We start from the raw sequence: 17,045 nt of genomic DNA on the forward strand, positions 1-17,045 counted from the left end.
CTTCTTTTAACGGAATAATGACGAGTAAATGCTGATGTCAGTTAATAACGAATCCCGTAATCTGGCGGGCAGCGCCACAATTGAAAAAACACTGCCGCAGGGTGGGGTATATGCCTCGCTGTTTAACAAAATTAATTTAACGCCGGTCGCTGAGCTCGGTGATTTAAACGGTTTTGATGATAATACCGTGATGGCAGAAACGTCTGCGGATGCGCGTGTCACCGCCGCAGTGAAAGTGTTTATGCAGTGCCTGCAGAAATCCGGGCAGAAAGTGGACAAGCTGGATAAAACGATTCTCGACCAGCATATTGCAGAGCTGGATTTCCAGATAAGCCGTCAGCTTGATGAAGTCATGCATCATGAAGCGTTTCAGCGCACAGAGAGTATCTGGCGGGGTCTGAAATCACTGGTGGATAAAACCGATTTTCGCCAGAACGTGAAGCTGGAATTACTCGATTTGTCCAAAGAAGAGCTGCGTCAGGACTTCGAGGACGCTCCGGAAATTATTCAGAGCGGACTGTATAAGCAGACATACATCGCGGAATACGACACCCCGGGTGGCGAACCCCTTGCCGCGGTCATCTCTGCGTATGAGTTCGATGCATCCGCTCAGGATGTGGCGCTGATGCGCAATATTTCAAAAGTCTCCGCTGCGGCTCACATGCCGTTTATTGGTTCTGCAGGACCGGCGTTCTTTTTAAAAGACAACATGGAGCAGGTCGCGGCCATCAAGGATATCGGCAACTATTTTGACCGTGCCGAGTACATCAAGTGGAAAAGCTTCCGTGACACTGACGATTCCCGCTATATCGGTCTGGTGATGCCGCGCGTGCTGGGCCGCCTGCCGTATGGCCCGGATACCGTGCCGGTGCGCAGCTTTAACTACACCGAAGAAGTGAAGGGGCCGGAACACGATAAATACCTGTGGACCAACGCCTCGTTCGCTTTTGCCGCCAACATGGTGAAAAGCTTCATCAACAACGGCTGGTGCGTACAAATTCGCGGCCCGCAGGCGGGCGGCGCCGTGCAGGACCTGCCCATTCACCTGTATGACCTCGGTACCGGGAATCAGGTGAAAATTCCTTCTGAGGTGATGATCCCGGAAACCCGCGAGTTTGAGTTCGCTAACCTTGGCTTCATCCCGCTGTCTTACTACAAGAACCGCGACTACGCCTGCTTCTTCTCGGCGAACTCCACCCAGAAACCGGCGCTGTACGACACCGCCGACGCCACCGCCAACAGCCGTATCAATGCCCGTCTGCCGTACATCTTCCTGCTGTCGCGTATCGCTCACTACCTGAAGCTTATTCAGCGTGAAAACATCGGCACCACCAAGGATCGCCGCCTGCTTGAGCTGGAGCTCAATACCTGGGTGCGCGGCCTGGTGACGGAAATGACCGATCCGGGTGATGAACTGCAGGCCTCACACCCGCTGCGCGATGCAAAAGTGGTGGTGGAAGACATTGAGGACAACCCGGGCTTCTTCCGCGTCAGACTGTTTGCCGTACCGCATTTCCAGGTGGAGGGCATGGACGTCAGTCTGTCCCTGGTCAGCCAGATGCCGAAAGCGAAAGCGTAAGGCGAGGGGGATCAGGGATGAAAATTTATCGCCCACTTTGGGAGGACGGGGCCGTACTGGCCCCGCAACAGTTTCAGCAGCAGGCCCGCTGGAATGCACACATTGCTGACACGGTGGCCCGGATGGGGATTTCTCATCCCTGGGGTGTGGTGGCTGCTGAGTTTGATGATGCGGCCCTGGCGTTGTCCCGACTGAACGCCACCCGCCTGGTGTTGCGGTTTCAGGATGGCACGATTGTGGATACGGACCTCGCGGACAATTTGCCACCGGTCTGCGACCTGTCTCCTGCGGCCGGAAGTGAGACCGTTGAGGTGGTCGCTTCGCTACCCCTTCTGAGTGCCAGTGGTGGCAATCTGGATAACGGGCAGGACAGCGAACGTCCCCGGCGCTGGAAAGCGGAGCGGGTGGTGGTTCAGGAACTGGCTGGCCATGAAAGCGGTGAGCTGGCTGTTCTGCGCAACGCCATCACGCTGCGCTTATCCAGCCAGGAAAATACGGCTTACCTGACCTGTCCGGTGGCCCGTCTGGTGCGTAATGCCCAGGGGCAGTGGAGCCGGGACCCGTCGTTCGTCCCGCCCATGCTATCGCTTTCCGCCAGCCCCTTACTGGTCACTGAGCTGGGTGACCTCCTGGTGCGTCTACAGGTCCGTCGTCGTCGCCTGATGGCCATGCGCCGTGAGAGCAATGAACGTATGGCCGATTTTGCCGTGGCCGACGTGTCTCTGTTCTGGCTGCTCAATGCCCTGAACAGTGCCGAACCGGTTCTGGTGGAGCTGTTACAGACGCCGTCCCGCCATCCCGAACCGCTGTACCGGGAGCTAGTCCGCCTTGCCGGCAGTCTGTTGACGTTCTCGCTGGAGCACGATGCCGGTGATATTCCGGCGTATCAGCATGATGCACCTGAACAGGTGTTCACGCCGTTACTGACCCTGCTGGACAAACTCCTTGAAGCGAGCCTGCCGTCACGGGTGGTGAGTATTCATCTTGATCATCACGATCAGATCTGGAAAGGCTCCCTGCATGACGCCCGCCTGCGTGAAGGGGCTGATTTCTACCTCTCTGTACGCTCATCCATGCCCAATCACGAACTACAGATCAGGTTCCCGCTGTTGTGCAAGGCCGGCAGTTTTGACGATGTCTCCGATGTGGTGAATGTGGCGCTGAGTGGGATGGTGATTAAACCGCTCACTCATGTGCCGGCGGCTATTCCGTTGCGTCTGGAAAACCAGTACTTCTCGCTGGATCTGTCTACGGAAGCCGCACGGGCGATGCTGGAGACGCAGAGCTGTACTTTTTACACTCCGGGCTCGCTCGGTGATGTGAACCTTGAACTCTTTGCGGTGCTGCGTACATGACCAAATCCGATATCAGCGAAATTGAGCGTATTTTCTATCCCGGCTGGCTGATGGCCAGCCAGCTTCGTGGCGGTCAGGAAGTACGGGAAGGGGAAAAACTATACCGCCGGGCCTGTGGCCTGGTTCAGGAGGCTCGGACCGCGCTGACCAGTGCGGGATACAGCGATATCAGCCGTGATCATATGGTGTATGCCCTGTGCGCCCTGCTTGATGAAAGCGTGCTTAACCGTGGGACGACAGATAACGGGTATCTGGTCTGGCACCGGGACCCGCTACAGGCACATTTCTTTGGAACGCTGAATGCCGGGGAAGAACTCTGGGAGCGTATCCGTAATTTGCTTAAGGAAACCGCGCCGGACACCGCTGTGCTGATCTGCTTATACCGCACTCTGCAGTTGGGGTTTGTGGGGCAATATCGTGCCCGGGATGATGAACGTCGGGAAGATGTGGTACGCAAGCTCGGTGAACGGGTGCCGCCCTTTTCACTGGCGCAGGATTCGCCGATAGTGGCCGGGGCGTCCCGGTTGCGGAGCGGTCGTGGCGGGTACGGGTTATCCTGGGTTATCGGCGCGGCGGCACTGGCTGCACTCTGGTTTTTCCTCTCGTCTTCGCTCACCGAACTGGTGAACCAGATTGTCAGGCCGGGGTGAGTGATGCGTGATGCTTACCGGAGTCTGTTAACGGCGTTGAGCACGGTGCTGGCGTTGTGGCTCATCCTGGGTTTCTGGCCGTTGTCAGTCACTAGCCGCGTGGCACTTAGTCTGCTGATTATCCTGGTGTGCGGCATGATGCTGTGGCACCAGCGGCGGGCTGCCCGGTCGCTGGCCGTAGCGGTGAGGGATCTCGGGGATAACAACCTGCCGCCGGAGGATTTTCAGGGGGCCGTCATTCTGGCCTGCGGAGATAACACGGCGCTCTTTGCACCCGGAACCTGTCACCGGGAAACCCGGCAGGGCTGGTATCTGTGGGTAAAAGATGCAGAGCAATTGCCGCTACTGGCGCAGCACCTGAGTCAGGTCCGTCCGGCCCTGGTGTCGCAGATTTCCATTTTACTGGCCATCCTGCCCGAAAAGCACAGCTCTGCGGATGATATCGCCCAGCAACTGCGTGGCTGGCTGCGCGGTGTGGTGCAGTGTCGTACCGCCACGGGCAGCATTCCGCCCGTCTGGACAGTGACATGGGTGTCCCCGCCACCAGCCTGCCACGATGCAGAGCCTGTCTGGTTCACCGCCGTCAACAATCGCGCCGGCATTCAAGTCCATCAGCCCGGTCAGGGCAATCTGTCACTGGCTGAGTGGACCCGGGACAACGATGCCCGCGAGCGCCTGTCACGCCTGAGTCAGGCATTGTGGCTGGACAGTCTGCTGAGCTGGCAGGCGAGCACCGTCGACTCGTTGTTACAGGTTCGCCATGGTGAGTTGCCAGCCCTGAAGCTCTGTGCCCAGGGGATCTGCATGGCACCCGTCAGGGGGCTGACCGGCAACCTGTGGCAACAGCATATTGCCAGCCTCACGGCACTGCTCCCGGACATTGCTCCGACCGACGATCCCTTACCGTTGCCGGAGCTGTTGCTGCCCGTCCTGCCACGACGCCGGGGCGTCAGCCGCCGGATGGTGTTCTGGCGTTATGCCGGCCTGATAGCGGGGATTTTCCTGGCACTGGCGATGCTGGCGTCCTGGGTGAATAACCAGCGTCTTATCCGCAATATTGGCGATCACCTTGCCCTCTATCACCATCCTGGCGGTCAGCCTGTTGCCCCCAAACTCCGGGCGCAGCAGCGTTTGCGTGCTGACGGGGCTTTGCTGGATGACTGGCAGCGACGGGGGGCGCCTGTTCGCTACCGGTTAGGGCTGTACCAGGGTCTGCGGCTGATCCCGCCGGTAGAAGCCGCCGTGAATGACTGGGCACCCCCGCCACCTGTTATCAAAAAGATTATTCAGGGACCGAAAACCGTCCGCCTCGACAGCATGTCGCTGTTCGACTCCGGCAGCGCGGACCTTAAGGCGGGCTCCACCCGCGTGCTGGTGAACGCCCTGGTGGGCATCAAAGCCAGACCGGGCTGGCTGATTGTGATCGCGGGTCACACTGATAACACCGGCAGTCAGCAGATAAACCAGCCGTTGTCCCTGAAACGTGCCGGAGCGGTACGCGACTGGATGCGCGACACCGGCGACGTGCCGGAAAGCTGTTTTGCGGTGCAGGGATACGGCGCAGGCCGCCCTGTCGCCACCAATGACACCCCGGAAGGCCGCGCGCTGAACCGCCGTGTCGAAATCAGTCTGGTGCCGCAGGCGAATGCCTGTCAGTTGCCGGGCACCCCCCCGGCGTCATCGCAGGATGATGACGCTTCACAACACAATGGAGAGTAATTTCATGGCAATTCCTGTTTATCTTTGGCTGAAAGACGACGGCGGCGCGGACATTAAAGGGTCCGTGGACGTTAAAGACCGTGAAGGCAGCATTGAAGTGGTGGCGCAGGAGCACAACCTGTACATCCCGACCGACAACAACACCGGCAAGCTGACCGGCACCCGCATTCACACCCCGTTCCTGTTCACCAAGGAAATCGACTCCTCCAGCCCGTACCTGTACAAGGCGGTGACCACCGGTCAGACCCTGAAAACGGCGGAGTTCAAATGGTACAAAATCAACGACGCGGGCCAGGAAGTGGAGTACTTCAACACCAAACTGGAAAACGTCAAGCTGGTGAAAGTCGCGCCGAAAATGCACGACATCAAGGATCCTTCTTTCGAAAAGCATAACCACCTCGAGCAGATTGAACTGCGTTACGAAAAAATCACCTGGACCTACAAAGACGGCAACATCATTCATTCCGATTCCTGGAACGAACGCGCCACCGCGTAAGCCGCAAGCGGGCAGAGTGTCTCTGTCCGCTTTTTTTGCTGAGCGTCCGCAGCCCGCGGGCCTTCAGCAAAGAAAACCACAACCTGCCAGCCCGACCTTGTGCGCTTTGGTCCCCTTCACGGGAAACAGCGAGGGGCGGTAGCGTGTCAGGAAACGATAAAGAGAAGATCTCATGGAGAAGGGGATAGAACAGGAGTTCGTTCATGGCTAATAAAACACAGCAAACAATAAAAGATGGAAAACTCAGGCTGTTGACCATCGGTGAAATCCAACTGGCGCAATCAGTATTTGCATCCACCATTGAGTATCCAAAAGTCTGGATTCATAAAGACAGTTATTTGCCTTTTAATCTGCAAAATGAAGATACGGCAATGACGCCGAACGGTGAGCTGTATTTTCGCGATCAGTACCATGAAGATTTTTCACAGTCGACCGATGCTTTTCAACATTTGTTTATCCATGAAATGAGCCACGTCTGGCAACGGGCCAGAGGGATGAATGTAATTGGTCGGGGACTTATCAGTTGGCTGGTAAGTTATCGTTATACTCTTGATGGCCGTTTATTAAGTGATTATCCGATGGAGCAGCAAGCACAAATCATTGCAGATAATTTTACGTTGCAGACTCATGGGTATTGGGCATGGACTATTTTACGAAGGTCTAATGACGTCACTCTGGACGGTAACATTTCTGAGCCTGTAATACGTCAACAATACCGAAATACATTACGAGGTTTCCCATGGTAAGCAGAGTAGCCTGTCATTATTTGCGATCGAGCTTACTGTTTTTTATATGTCTGTTAACGCTGACGGGCTGCCCTGGATCCGGTGACAGACTCCGCTTTGATGAAACTACGCAAGTAAGCCGGGTAGGTGAAGATGTTTGTTTTAATATCGTCAATGCACAGGATTATCAGCCAGCCATCATCTCAATCAATCCCAGACACACACCATCGCGTGAAAAGGAATTCACTGACAATCCAGAGTTGTTAATTGCAAACGGATTGTTATGTATTCCTCCGTCTTTTTATCGTTTTCCGACAAACGGCCAGTTTATCGTTGAGTATGTTTTAACATCAAAGAGATATGAGGATGAACCGCGTAAATTCGTGATAATTTTGGAGATTAATAATGGACGTATTTTTAATGTCCAGCCTACCAGCAGAGAAATAACACGCCCATACGGCGAAATAACCGAATAATAAAATACATTTTTCCCTTCGGATAATGTTGAAATGGCTGTGTTACTGATAAAAGCCCTCGTGTTTTCTGTCGGGCCGGGAGCCGTAATCACTCTTTTCCGTACTCGCTGAGTACCCCGATCATGCCTGTTATCTGCCTTTCGGCAATTAAAGCTATGGACAGCAGGTTATCCCATGGAGTTAATACAATGAGTCTGACTGATACGCTGAATACATTAACTGAAGGCGGGCTGAACCGCTACCGTCTGAATATACCGTCCTGCGCCTCATCACTGGATGTGGAGGAGTTCAGCGGCAAAGAGTATATGAGTGAGCTGTATTATTACACCGTCCTGTTTACCAGCAGCGATCTGAATATTGATGCCGCACAGTTGCTGAGTAAGCCTGCCACATTGACTATGGGGACAGGGCCGCTCATGGGACTGACCGGGCAGAAAGTGGTGCACGGCGTGGTCACCCATTTTAAGCGTATCAGCGGTTCGCGTGACCAGGCGACTTATCAAGTCATTATTGAGCCGTTTCTGGCGCTGTTAAAAAATCAGTTCCGAACCCACCGCTTCTTCGTCAATAAATCGATACCGGAGGTGGTGACTGAAGTACTCCAGGAGCATGGCCTGAAAGGCTGGGAGTATGAATTCAACCTGAAGGCCGAATACCCGAAGCGTGAACAGATTAACCAGTATCAGGAAAGTGACCTTGCGTTTATCGAACGCCTGCTGGCCGAAGTGGGAATATTTTATTTCTTCTCGCTACAGCCTGACACCCGGACCGAGGTGGTGCACTTTGCGGACAAGCAGAGCGCCTGGACGTTTGGTAAAAAACTGCCGCTGAACAGCCCGTCAGGGACAAATGACAACGCGATGGAGTCAGTGTGGGGCGTCCGTCTCTGGCACAACGTAGCGGAGCGCACAGTCACAGCCAGTGACTACAACCACCGGGAAGCCCAGAACATCCTGACCACCGCGCCAGCAGACATGACCCGGGGCGATGGCGAGGGCGTGACCTATGGTGAGGTTTACCATTACCGTCCGCGCCACCTTGAGCGCGGCGATAAAATTAATCCCGCTGCCGAAACCGGTAACTTCTGGGCGCGCCTGGAGCATGAACGCTTCCTGTCCAGCCAGACCACGGTGACCGGCAGCAGTACTGATCACACCCTGGGGCCTGCCCAGGTCCTGACCATCACCGAAACGGCCGTCCCGCCAACGCTGCCCCGGGAAACGGAAAACGGCCTCGTTATCATCAGCGCCGGTTACACCGCCAGCCGCAAAAATGCCCTGAAAGTGGAGTGGGCGGCCATGCCGTACTTTGAGAACCGCTGCTGGCGTCCTGCCGCTAAAAAGCGCCCGGTGGTCAGCGGGACCCTGATGGCGCGGGTGACCAGCGCCAAAGAGAACGACATCTACGCCTGGCAGGACGCCTCGGGCATGTACCGGGTGAAGTTTGATGCCGACCGTGACGACAAGCGTCAGGGGATGGAAAGTATGCCGGTGCGCTTTGCCAAACCTTACGGTGGCGATAAGTACGGCTTCCACTTTCCGTTAATACAGGGTACTGAAGTTGCCATTGCGTTCCATGAAGGCGACCCGGACCGCCCGTATATCGCGCACGCAATGCACGATTCACGGCATGTTGACCACGTTACGGAAGCCAACAGCACGCGCAATGTCATCCGCACAGCGGGTTTGAATAAGTTGCGTATGGAGGACAAGCGCGGTGAAGAGCACGTTAAGCTCAGTACGGAGTATGGGGGCAAGACGCAGCTTAATTTAGGGCACAATGTCAACGCTGACAGGGCGCTTCGCGGAGAGGGGGCTGAACTGCGAACGGATGATTGGGTGAGTATTCGGGGCGGCAAAGGTATTTTTATCAGCGCTGATAATCAACCCAAAGCGCGGGGAGACATGCTAGAGATGCAGGCTGCTATTGCGCAGTTACAGGACGCGCTACGGTTAGTGACCTCTCTGGCGCAAAGCGCCAGCGTGTCGGGAGCAATGGAAGCCGATACGGGTTCTCAGCAGCAGCTTGGTAATGTTCTTTCGCAGTTAAGAGGAGCTGGGTTACTGGCTTCTGCACCTGCGGGTATTGGTTTGGTAACACCGAAAAATATCCAGCTTTCTGCAGGCCATACGCTGACCGCAACTGCAGGAGAAAATGTGGATATGGGCATAATGAAAAAATTCACCGTAGCGGCGGGTGAAGCTATTAGCCTGTTTGCCCAAAAGATGGGAATGAATATATTTGCCGCCCGAGGCAAAGTGGATATTCAGGCGCAAACCGATGCGATGCGACTTCAGTCAGACAAAGCAATGAATCTCAACAGTGTCAGCGGTGAGATAGTGCTGAATGCGGCTCAGGGGATCACTCTGACCAGTAAAGGCGGTGCATATATCAAAATCAAAGACGGTGCAGTGGAAATTGGTGCTCCCGGAAAAATAGATCTGAAAAGCGGGCGTATTTTGTGGGGGGGAGGTGCATCGCTTGAACAGGCTCTTTCTCCTGTGGCTGTGAAAGATCCCGAGTTTCATAATCCGATGAATGGTGGATTCCAGATAAAGGACCAGGCTAATAATCAGCCTAAACCGTACATTCCTTATCGGATTGAGACAGAGGATGGACAGATTATTCGTGGCGTCACGGATGAGAATGGCTATACACAGGCCCATTATGGTGTGGACCCCGAAGCAATCAAATTATTTTATGAATAATCAAGGACAAGATGATGAGCGAGCAAGGAACACCCGTTGCGGAACATTCGCTAAGCAAAGTAGAAAAAAATGTTAAAGTGGTTTTGCATAAATCATGTCAGTGTTATTTTCGTATAGAAACACTTGAGTTAATTTTTGTTGAAGAGACTGATGCCGCAGAACTTGAAAAGGTAATGAGCAAGCTTAGCGAGTTAGTAGATAAACAACATAAGGCCAGGGCTGAATACTCTCAGGCAATTGAGAAGTACGGTACAAATCTCAAAAACATTGCAAATAAAGATAAACTGCCTGAGTATGAAGATAAAGTCACTACGGCTGAAACGGTTCTCGAAAAAGCAACACAAGCTCTTCAAGCTGAATTAGGTGAATTCGATGAGCAGACGGGCTATAAACCTGTGGTTGAGTTGATTCCTGTTCAACCATTAAAAAAAGGGATATATGGCCGCTGCTACTCTTATATAAAGCAGTCTGATTATGACGCGTTTAAAAGTAAATTTACTATCATATCGGTTGATACGTTCAGCGGTGAAGCGATCTTTACCAGAGATGATAAAGGCAATATCACCGGTATCAATATTAATGCGTTAAAAAACAAACTGGCCTCTGTAAAAAATGTTATCAAGCAGATGATGGATAACACCATGTCGGTCAGCGCGGATATTAGCTATGAAACTACGCTGACAGAATGGGCTGATGCATGGAATAATCAATATGCTAAATATAGCAAAGAAGGCAAATATATTGACGTTTCCGCTGGTGCACAATTTCTGCGACTTACGGCCAACGCCTCCACGCTAAATAAGTGGAATCCGGATACGGGTGAGGTTCAGATAAAAGGGGAAGCGGAAGCAAAATTAACCGTGTTTTGCGGCCAGGTGAACTCAACCGTTTATGTTCCAGATCGGAGCGGCTGGGAACTTAAATTTATGGTCAATGATACTAAGGAAGCGAAAATTGGGGTTTTGCGGGCAAAAATTGATGGGGAGTTAACGGGATATGTCGGCGCCTCGGCGCAGGCGGAAGGCAACCTGCAGTTTGTGACGTTCGGTAATAAGCAGTTGTTGATGGGAAACCGCACGCCTGGTTCGCGTTTCGCTGCCCGAAAAAAAGAAGGCGTAACAATCAAAGACAGCAAAGAGAACCCAAAAGGGCTGGAGCTGAAGGGGGAAGCCTTTGGTGGCGCAAAAGTTGGTGGCAGCCTGGGCGGGGCGTTACAATGGTTAAAACCTTTCGATTCGCTGGTGGACGAACTCCCGAATATGTTGAATACCTTTGGGCTGGATTCTCCTGCACTAAAGGAAATTCTTCCTCCCATTAGTCAGTCAGAAAAGAAAAAAGGGGCGCATCTGGGGGAATTCCAGGATTTCGCCTCGCTGACTCTGGGGGGCGATGCGGAGTTGGGGATTGGTCTGAGCGGGGAATTTAGAGTCCGGTTCGTAAAAGGAAAGTTCAGATTCCATATTAAAGGCAGTCTCTGTCTGGCCGTAGGTGCGAAAGGCGAGGTAGAAGGTGAAATTACGCCTGAACTGTTCCAGGAGTTCGCTATTTGGGTTATTTATCAGTTATATGGTATTGATTATAAGCATCTTACTGTAATTACTTATGAAGCGTTTTTAGCATTATCCTATATGCTGGTGATGGGCGGCAAAAATATCTATGAAGGATATTACAATAATATAATTGCTGAATATAATGATGTAGTGACTGATTTTAATTTTTTTGTAAAAAAAGTAACCAGCGATATTGCGGAAGCAAAAAAAAAGTCAAATAAGCGTAATGATTTTGCAAATGTGATTAACGCTGATCCTAGGCAGGTGTATGAATTCTCTCCAGAAGCGAAAGGTATTGCTCTGTATATCATTACAGGTGACGGTGCATATGATCGTATAGATATCAATAATCAGGGGGATGGTTTTCTACCTGATACCAATAAAGATAGAAAGAGGGCTGTATTACACATTTTATCCAGTATTCAGACGAAGCGGGAATGGAAGAAAGTATTAACACGGATCACAAAGGAAGGAACCGTCTTCCCTGGGGATGAAGATGCAGTAGTCAAGTTAGCTCAGAAAAATTTGTCTGTGTTTTTGCAGATAGGTTTCAATCAGGATCAAGAACTGGAAGCTATCATTGATAAGTTAAACCTAAGGGATTTTGACGAAGTCATGAGCCGCCTGAAAAATAACCCCGCCTACGGATATGCATTTTCTCCAAACTGTTCGAAACAGTATTTTTTAAACTGCGATAATAACCCGTTTTATACTTCATTATGTCATTTTGTACCAGTGGACGCGCAGTATAAGCAAAAATGGGAAGGGATTGAATAATGTCAAAGTATAGTATTTATAAATATAGTCTCGTATTAATGATTTTCGTCGGTGGTTGTGATAATTCAGCGAGTACAATAAAACATACCCCGCAAGAGCAAGAAGAAATTCAGAGTTACATAAATCGTGTTAAGGCGGATTTGATTTATGTCAAAGGTGGTACTTTCTGGATGGGCGATTTCTGCAAGAAAATGAGAGATGGCGGTCCTTACTGCTCCCCAGAGAAAGACACAAAACCACTTCATGAAGTAGAACTCAGCGGTTATTCGATCAGTAAATTTAAAGCCACACATGAGGACTATAATTTTTATCTAAAAATGGCAGGCTTACCAAAATTGCATTTTAAAGAAAAGTTTGAAGAAGAAATGCTGGAAAACTTGACTTATTTCAAAAATAGTCCTGCAGTATTAACCTGGACTGAGGCGAATAATTATTGTACCTGGTTAAAAAATGAGACCGGATTACTCTTCTCTCTTCCAACAGAAGCACAATGGGAATATTCTGCACGTAATCGCGGTCAGTATATTTTAGCAGCAACGGATGATGGCTTTTGGCGAGAGGATGATAAAACTAAAAAAGGCGAAAATTATGCAACTGATGAAGACAGACAAATAGTTGAAAATTCAACTGGAATAAATGGTATATTAGTTCATTTCCCTGTAGATAAATATCCTCCTTCGATGCTCGGTTTATATGGTATGGCTGATAATGGTTATGAATGGGTTCAAGACTGGTATGATCCACACTATTATAATATCTCACCAGTAAAAAACCCTCAAGGGCCTAATAAACCCATTATTAAAGATAAAAAAACTGGGCAATATAGGAAGGTTAGACGCGGAGGTAATAACCCCGATCCGACTGGAGATGTCGGCCTGACTTTTTTTCGCGGCTATAATATTCCAGATAATGATTTCCCAGATGGCACGACGGTACGATGCGTAGTTAATTCTGAGGAGCCAATTAAGTGAAAAAAATACTAAAGCAATGTATTTCAATGTTGGCTTTTTTTATTTGTGGTTGTGACAATTCTGCAAGCTCAATAAAACATTCTCCACAACAACAAGCAGAAATACAGAGCTATTTAAGCCGTATAAAGGCTAATTTAGTCTATGTCAAAGGTGGTACTTTCTGGATGGGCGATTTCTGCAAGAAAATGAGAGATGGCGGTCCTTACTGCTCTCCCGAGAAAGACACAAAACCACTTCATGAAGTAGAACTCAGCAGTTATTCGATCGGTAAATTTAAAGTTACACATGAGGACTATAATTTTTATCTAAAAATGGCAGGTTTGCCAAATCAGCATTTTAAAGAAAAATTTGAAGAAGAGATGCTGGCGACTATGAACTATTTTAAAAATAGTCCTGCAGTAGTAACCTGGACTGAGGCGAACAATTATTGTACCTGGTTAAAAAACGAGAGTGGATTACCATTTTCCCTTCCAACTGAAGCTCAATGGGAGTATGCCGCACGTAGTCGTGGGAGGAATGTTTTAGTCGCCACGGATGATGGAGTTTGGCGAGAAAATGAGAAAAGTGGACAAGGCGAAAACTACGCTACAGATAAAGACCGAATAATGATTGCACATGAAACCGGGTTGAATGGTCCATTAATTCATTTTCCCATCAACAAATACCCTCCATCGCCTCTTGGATTATACGGCATGGCCGATAACGGTTATGAGTGGGTGAAGGATTGGTATGATCCTAATTATTATAATGTATCCAATAAAAAAGACCCGCAAGGGCCAGAAAAACCTGTTGTTAAGGATGAACGTACTGGCCAATACAGAAAAGTATTGCGTGGCGGTAATAATCCAGACCCTACAGGTGATGTCGGTTTAACATTTTTTCGTGGTTACAGAATTACAGATAACCCTTATCCTGTTAGCACTACGGTTCGTTGCGTGGTTAATTCTGTGGAGCCAATAAAGTGAGAAAAAGAATAAAGCAATAGAGTATTGCGTTGGCTCTTTTTATTTGTGGTTGTGATAATCCAGCGAGTACAATAAAACATACCCCGCAAGAGCAAGCAGCAATTCAGACTTACATAAGTCGTGTTAAGGCGGATTTAATTTATGTCAAAGGTGGTACTTTCTGGATGGGCGATTTCTGCAAGAAAATGAGAGATGGCGGTCCTCACTGCTCTCCCGAGAAAGACACAAAACCACTTCATGAAGTAGAACTCAGCAGTTATTCGATCGGTAAATTTAAAGTCACACATGAGGACTATAATTTTTATCTAAAAATGGCAGGGTTGCCCGAGCAGCGATTCGATAAAAAATGGAGAAATGGAATATTAGCTGAAATGACTCACTTTAAGAATAGCCCAGCTATAGTAAGTTGGACTGAAGCAAATAACTACTGTAGTTGGCTGGAAAATGAAACTGGATTACCTTTTTCACTCCCGACTGAAGCTCAATGGAAGTATGCCGCATGAAATCGTGGGAGGAATATTTTAGTCGCTACAGATGATGGAGTTTGGCGAGAAAATGAGAAAAGTGGACAAGGAGAAAACTACGCTACTGATGAAGATAGAAATAAAGTTGAAGAACAGTTTGGAATAAATGCTTTGTCAGTTTTTTTTCCGTAGATAAATACCCATCAACTTCATTTGGTTTATATGGCATGGCTGACAATGGTTATGAGTGGGTAAAAGATTGGTATGATCCTGAGTATTATAAATACTCCCCAAGGAAAGACCGTCATGGTCCAGAAAAACCAGTTGTTAAAGATGTAGATACCGGGCAGTACTGGAAGGTGCGGCGCGGGGGGGATCATCCTGATCCTACTGGAGATGTCGGTCTGAATTTTTTCCGCGGTTATAATATTCCAGATAATGATTTCCCTGATGGCACTACAGTACGATGTGTAGTTAACTCACCTGAGGAAATAAAATGATGTCTATATTACTTTTGTGACACATGTGATGGTGGTTATTTTTATAACTAATATTCATTGATGATGATTTCGAATATTTAAAGCAGTAATAACAGGAGGTGATATGAATACTGAGCGACCTATTCCTCTCTCGGAATTAAAATCTCGACTCATGGAAGTGAATCAGGATGGCGATATTCCGTTTTCTGTAATGGCGCAAGGAGATAAGCTAATTGCTTCATGGAAGATTGTGGATGCGAAATGGATCGAGTTATTTGGCGTTGGTGGCCTGAAGAAGCAATACGAATTGACACTGAGTTTTAATGAATCAAATAATCGAGTGAGCTACAGAGAAAAATCAATCGATATCGAAACTGAGATAAACACAGAGAGAGTAGGTTTCAAAAAACAAGTCCAGTGGGGTAGTCGCAAAGAATTTAGTTTCGGAAAGTCCTGGGGCATAAAAACGGATGGCACCATTGGAGAACAGTATTCTTATAAATTCAGCACGACAGATATTAAAAATCCTGTATTTGATATTGTTAATAAATCCGGCTGGGAACTTAAAAAGAGCCTCGTTGATAAATATGGCTCCCCTTTATTCTGGATGATATTTATAGGGGTAGGGTTATTTGGAGTTGTTTTTTATCTGGCTTAAAGGAATGGGTATGCAGGGTGTAATTCGCATTAATGATAAAACGACTCATGGCGGCACAGTGCTTGAAGGAAGTTCCGGAGTGAAATTTATGGGGCTGGAGGTCGCCTGTTTGATGGATAAAGTATCCTGTCCTGAACATGGTGAAACATATATCGCAGAGGGTGATGAAGGTTCAAAAATTAATGGCAAGCCTGTTGCACTACATGGTCATCGCTGCGGCTGCGGATGCTCGCTGATTTCTTCATTGCCTGCTGCAGGAAAACGTTAATTATGCCAGTTGATCTCAAACAAATCCCAAAGGCAGAGCCATTACCGATTCCTCCGGATAAATCACGCTGGTTTCTCGTGGTTATTCTGATCGGTATTATCGGGGCCGTATTGGTGCTTTCTCTTTGGCCAAAAGGATTGACGACATATTCCGCCTGGTTCTGGTTTTGTACGCTTCTCGTTCCTTTTTCTGCAGGGATGACTGGTTATATTGTCAGGTTACGACACTATGAAAACGAACGCGATCGCGTAATGTGGTGGAACCATTTACACCAAGATCAGCATGATAAGCAGGTTTTACTGGGTCGGAAAGCCGTTGGCGTACTCGGGATAAGTTACACCACTCCTGTAGCCAGCAATAAACTTGCTGCCGCGCTTTTACAGGGAGCAAATGCGCTTCAAACACACTATTTTCCTGCTGTTCAGTCTGTGCTGACTTCGGCCTTGCTTTCTCCGACTATAAAAATATTGAATGAAGCAGAATATCAGTCACGCCTTGAAGCAGTGCTGACCCGCGTCATCCGGCAGCTTCACACCGAACTGGCACAATTCAACGGTAAGTTCGATGTTCGCCTTCATCATGATGGCGTACTGAAAGAAGAGCAAATTATCACGGCCTGGCAGAGATCCTTTCTTGAGTCAAAAACTGTTAATGACGTTAGTGTCACTACTGAAAGCGATGGGTTGATGTGGGTGGATGAGTGGCTCGACAGGCAGGATGACACGCTATTACTTTCTGTTGAAATGAATTTATTTTTGCTGGCTCGTGACGGGCAGGCAGAATCTGTATCCGCCCTATTGTTGGCATCGCCTGCTTGGCTGGAACGGCAGCATATCAAGCCGAAAATGTGGATACATCGTCCAGTTATAGTAAGGGATGCCGATGCTGCCGTTAAAGAGTCGGCGAGTTGGGGGGAAATAACCGCAGGATTGCCCTGGTATCTTTGGCGTACGCAGGTGAAAAGCGATGCGCTGGCCGCTGTTCTTCAGGTAATGGATAAGTCTGGATTTTTATGTGCCAAAAAAGGGGAACAGGTTTTGGATGATGCTTTTGGCAGGCCAGCCGCCGCAGTGGGCAATATTATACTGATTTGCGCATGCGAACATGCCGTTACTTCGGGTTTGCCTCAGTGGCTACTTATTGGCGATCAAATTACCCAAATGGCTATTGTCCATCCTGCATAATGCTTCACAAAGGATAGTGAT

General features: G+C 49.3%; 16 protein-coding genes. All 16 read left to right on the forward strand.

Going from position 1 to position 17,045, the window contains the following annotated elements; translation table 11 throughout:
* Positions 1–28: 28 nt before the first annotated feature.
* The 16 genes from tssC (at position 29) to ACVV26_RS08865 (ending at position 17,024) form a co-directional block, all read left to right on the forward strand.
* Positions 29–1,579 carry a type VI secretion system contractile sheath large subunit gene (gene tssC / locus ACVV26_RS08790; RefSeq protein WP_474801001.1) on the forward strand — a complete coding sequence of 517 codons (1,551 nt, stop codon included), beginning with the start codon at positions 29–31 and terminating at the stop codon, positions 1,577–1,579.
* A gap of 17 nt (positions 1,580–1,596) precedes the next feature.
* A complete protein-coding gene (gene tssK / locus ACVV26_RS08795) occupies positions 1,597–2,934 on the forward strand; it encodes a type VI secretion system baseplate subunit TssK (RefSeq protein ID WP_474801003.1) in 1,338 nt (445 codons plus the stop codon).
* Entirely contained in the window at positions 2,931–3,584 is a 654-nt protein-coding gene (tssL, locus tag ACVV26_RS08800; protein WP_474801005.1) for a type VI secretion system protein TssL, short form, read from the forward strand. Before tssK ends, tssL begins: the two co-directional genes overlap by 4 nt.
* A gap of 3 nt (positions 3,585–3,587) precedes the next feature.
* The gene (locus ACVV26_RS08805) at positions 3,588–5,303 is read left to right on the forward strand and encodes an OmpA family protein (RefSeq protein WP_474801007.1); all 1,716 of its coding nucleotides are present in this window, start codon (positions 3,588–3,590) and stop codon (positions 5,301–5,303) included.
* Positions 5,304–5,307: 4 nt separating this feature from the next.
* On the forward strand, positions 5,308–5,799 hold the full coding sequence (hcp, locus tag ACVV26_RS08810) for a type VI secretion system effector Hcp (RefSeq protein WP_312983560.1): 492 nt from the start codon (positions 5,308–5,310) through the stop codon (positions 5,797–5,799).
* 203 nt (positions 5,800–6,002) lie between these two features.
* On the forward strand, positions 6,003–6,545 hold the full coding sequence (locus ACVV26_RS08815; protein ID WP_474801009.1) for a type IV secretion protein Rhs: 543 nt from the start codon (positions 6,003–6,005) through the stop codon (positions 6,543–6,545).
* Complete coding sequence (locus ACVV26_RS08820; protein WP_474801011.1) at positions 6,539–7,000, forward strand: putative T6SS immunity periplasmic lipoprotein; 462 nt, start codon at positions 6,539–6,541, stop codon at positions 6,998–7,000. Before ACVV26_RS08815 ends, ACVV26_RS08820 begins: the two co-directional genes overlap by 7 nt.
* 188 nt (positions 7,001–7,188) lie before the next feature.
* Entirely contained in the window at positions 7,189–9,708 is a 2,520-nt protein-coding gene (locus ACVV26_RS08825; protein WP_474801013.1) for a type VI secretion system Vgr family protein, read from the forward strand.
* A gap of 11 nt (positions 9,709–9,719) precedes the next feature.
* A complete protein-coding gene (locus ACVV26_RS08830; RefSeq protein WP_474801015.1) occupies positions 9,720–12,035 on the forward strand; it encodes a hypothetical protein in 2,316 nt (771 codons plus the stop codon).
* Positions 12,035–13,006 carry a formylglycine-generating enzyme family protein gene (locus tag ACVV26_RS08835; RefSeq protein WP_474801017.1) on the forward strand — a complete coding sequence of 324 codons (972 nt, stop codon included), beginning with the start codon at positions 12,035–12,037 and terminating at the stop codon, positions 13,004–13,006. The genes ACVV26_RS08830 and ACVV26_RS08835 overlap by 1 nt, the downstream gene beginning before the upstream one ends.
* A complete protein-coding gene (locus ACVV26_RS08840) occupies positions 13,003–13,971 on the forward strand; it encodes a formylglycine-generating enzyme family protein (protein WP_474801019.1) in 969 nt (322 codons plus the stop codon). The genes ACVV26_RS08835 and ACVV26_RS08840 overlap by 4 nt, the downstream gene beginning before the upstream one ends.
* Before the next feature lie 29 nt (positions 13,972–14,000).
* The gene (locus tag ACVV26_RS08845; protein WP_474801021.1) at positions 14,001–14,474 is read left to right on the forward strand and encodes a formylglycine-generating enzyme family protein; all 474 of its coding nucleotides are present in this window, start codon (positions 14,001–14,003) and stop codon (positions 14,472–14,474) included.
* A gap of 188 nt (positions 14,475–14,662) precedes the next feature.
* Positions 14,663–14,935 (forward strand): hypothetical protein, encoded by a 273-nt coding sequence (locus tag ACVV26_RS08850; RefSeq protein WP_474801023.1) that lies wholly within the window; start codon positions 14,663–14,665, stop codon positions 14,933–14,935.
* A gap of 103 nt (positions 14,936–15,038) precedes the next feature.
* Positions 15,039–15,572, forward strand: coding sequence for a hypothetical protein (locus ACVV26_RS08855; protein ID WP_474801025.1), 534 nt, complete (start codon positions 15,039–15,041; stop codon positions 15,570–15,572).
* A gap of 10 nt (positions 15,573–15,582) precedes the next feature.
* On the forward strand, positions 15,583–15,840 hold the full coding sequence (locus tag ACVV26_RS08860; protein WP_474801027.1) for a PAAR domain-containing protein: 258 nt from the start codon (positions 15,583–15,585) through the stop codon (positions 15,838–15,840).
* A 2-nt stretch (positions 15,841–15,842) separates the two neighbouring features.
* Positions 15,843–17,024, forward strand: a complete 1,182-nt coding sequence (locus ACVV26_RS08865; RefSeq protein WP_474801029.1) for a hypothetical protein — start codon at positions 15,843–15,845, stop codon at positions 17,022–17,024.
* Positions 17,025–17,045 lie beyond the last annotated feature (21 nt).

The organism is Atlantibacter sp. MEI4A-1023 (assembly GCF_056155425.1).

What these genes read in the sequence shown, in the direction of transcription:
- tssC (WP_474801001.1), top strand. Translation starts at nt 29, where the DNA reads ATGCTGATGTCAGTTAATAACGAATCCCGTAATCTGGCGGGCAGCGCC.
- tssK (WP_474801003.1), top strand. Translation starts at nt 1,597, where the DNA reads ATGAAAATTTATCGCCCACTTTGGGAGGACGGGGCCGTACTGGCCCCG.
- tssL (WP_474801005.1), top strand. Translation starts at nt 2,931, where the DNA reads ATGACCAAATCCGATATCAGCGAAATTGAGCGTATTTTCTATCCCGGC.
- ACVV26_RS08805 (WP_474801007.1), top strand. Translation starts at nt 3,588, where the DNA reads ATGCGTGATGCTTACCGGAGTCTGTTAACGGCGTTGAGCACGGTGCTG.
- hcp (WP_312983560.1), top strand. Translation starts at nt 5,308, where the DNA reads ATGGCAATTCCTGTTTATCTTTGGCTGAAAGACGACGGCGGCGCGGAC.
- ACVV26_RS08815 (WP_474801009.1), top strand. Translation starts at nt 6,003, where the DNA reads ATGGCTAATAAAACACAGCAAACAATAAAAGATGGAAAACTCAGGCTG.
- ACVV26_RS08820 (WP_474801011.1), top strand. Translation starts at nt 6,539, where the DNA reads ATGGTAAGCAGAGTAGCCTGTCATTATTTGCGATCGAGCTTACTGTTT.
- ACVV26_RS08825 (WP_474801013.1), top strand. Translation starts at nt 7,189, where the DNA reads ATGAGTCTGACTGATACGCTGAATACATTAACTGAAGGCGGGCTGAAC.
- ACVV26_RS08830 (WP_474801015.1), top strand. Translation starts at nt 9,720, where the DNA reads ATGATGAGCGAGCAAGGAACACCCGTTGCGGAACATTCGCTAAGCAAA.
- ACVV26_RS08835 (WP_474801017.1), top strand. Translation starts at nt 12,035, where the DNA reads ATGTCAAAGTATAGTATTTATAAATATAGTCTCGTATTAATGATTTTC.
- ACVV26_RS08850 (WP_474801023.1), top strand. Translation starts at nt 14,663, where the DNA reads ATGGCTGACAATGGTTATGAGTGGGTAAAAGATTGGTATGATCCTGAG.
- ACVV26_RS08855 (WP_474801025.1), top strand. Translation starts at nt 15,039, where the DNA reads ATGAATACTGAGCGACCTATTCCTCTCTCGGAATTAAAATCTCGACTC.
- ACVV26_RS08860 (WP_474801027.1), top strand. Translation starts at nt 15,583, where the DNA reads ATGCAGGGTGTAATTCGCATTAATGATAAAACGACTCATGGCGGCACA.
- ACVV26_RS08865 (WP_474801029.1), top strand. Translation starts at nt 15,843, where the DNA reads ATGCCAGTTGATCTCAAACAAATCCCAAAGGCAGAGCCATTACCGATT.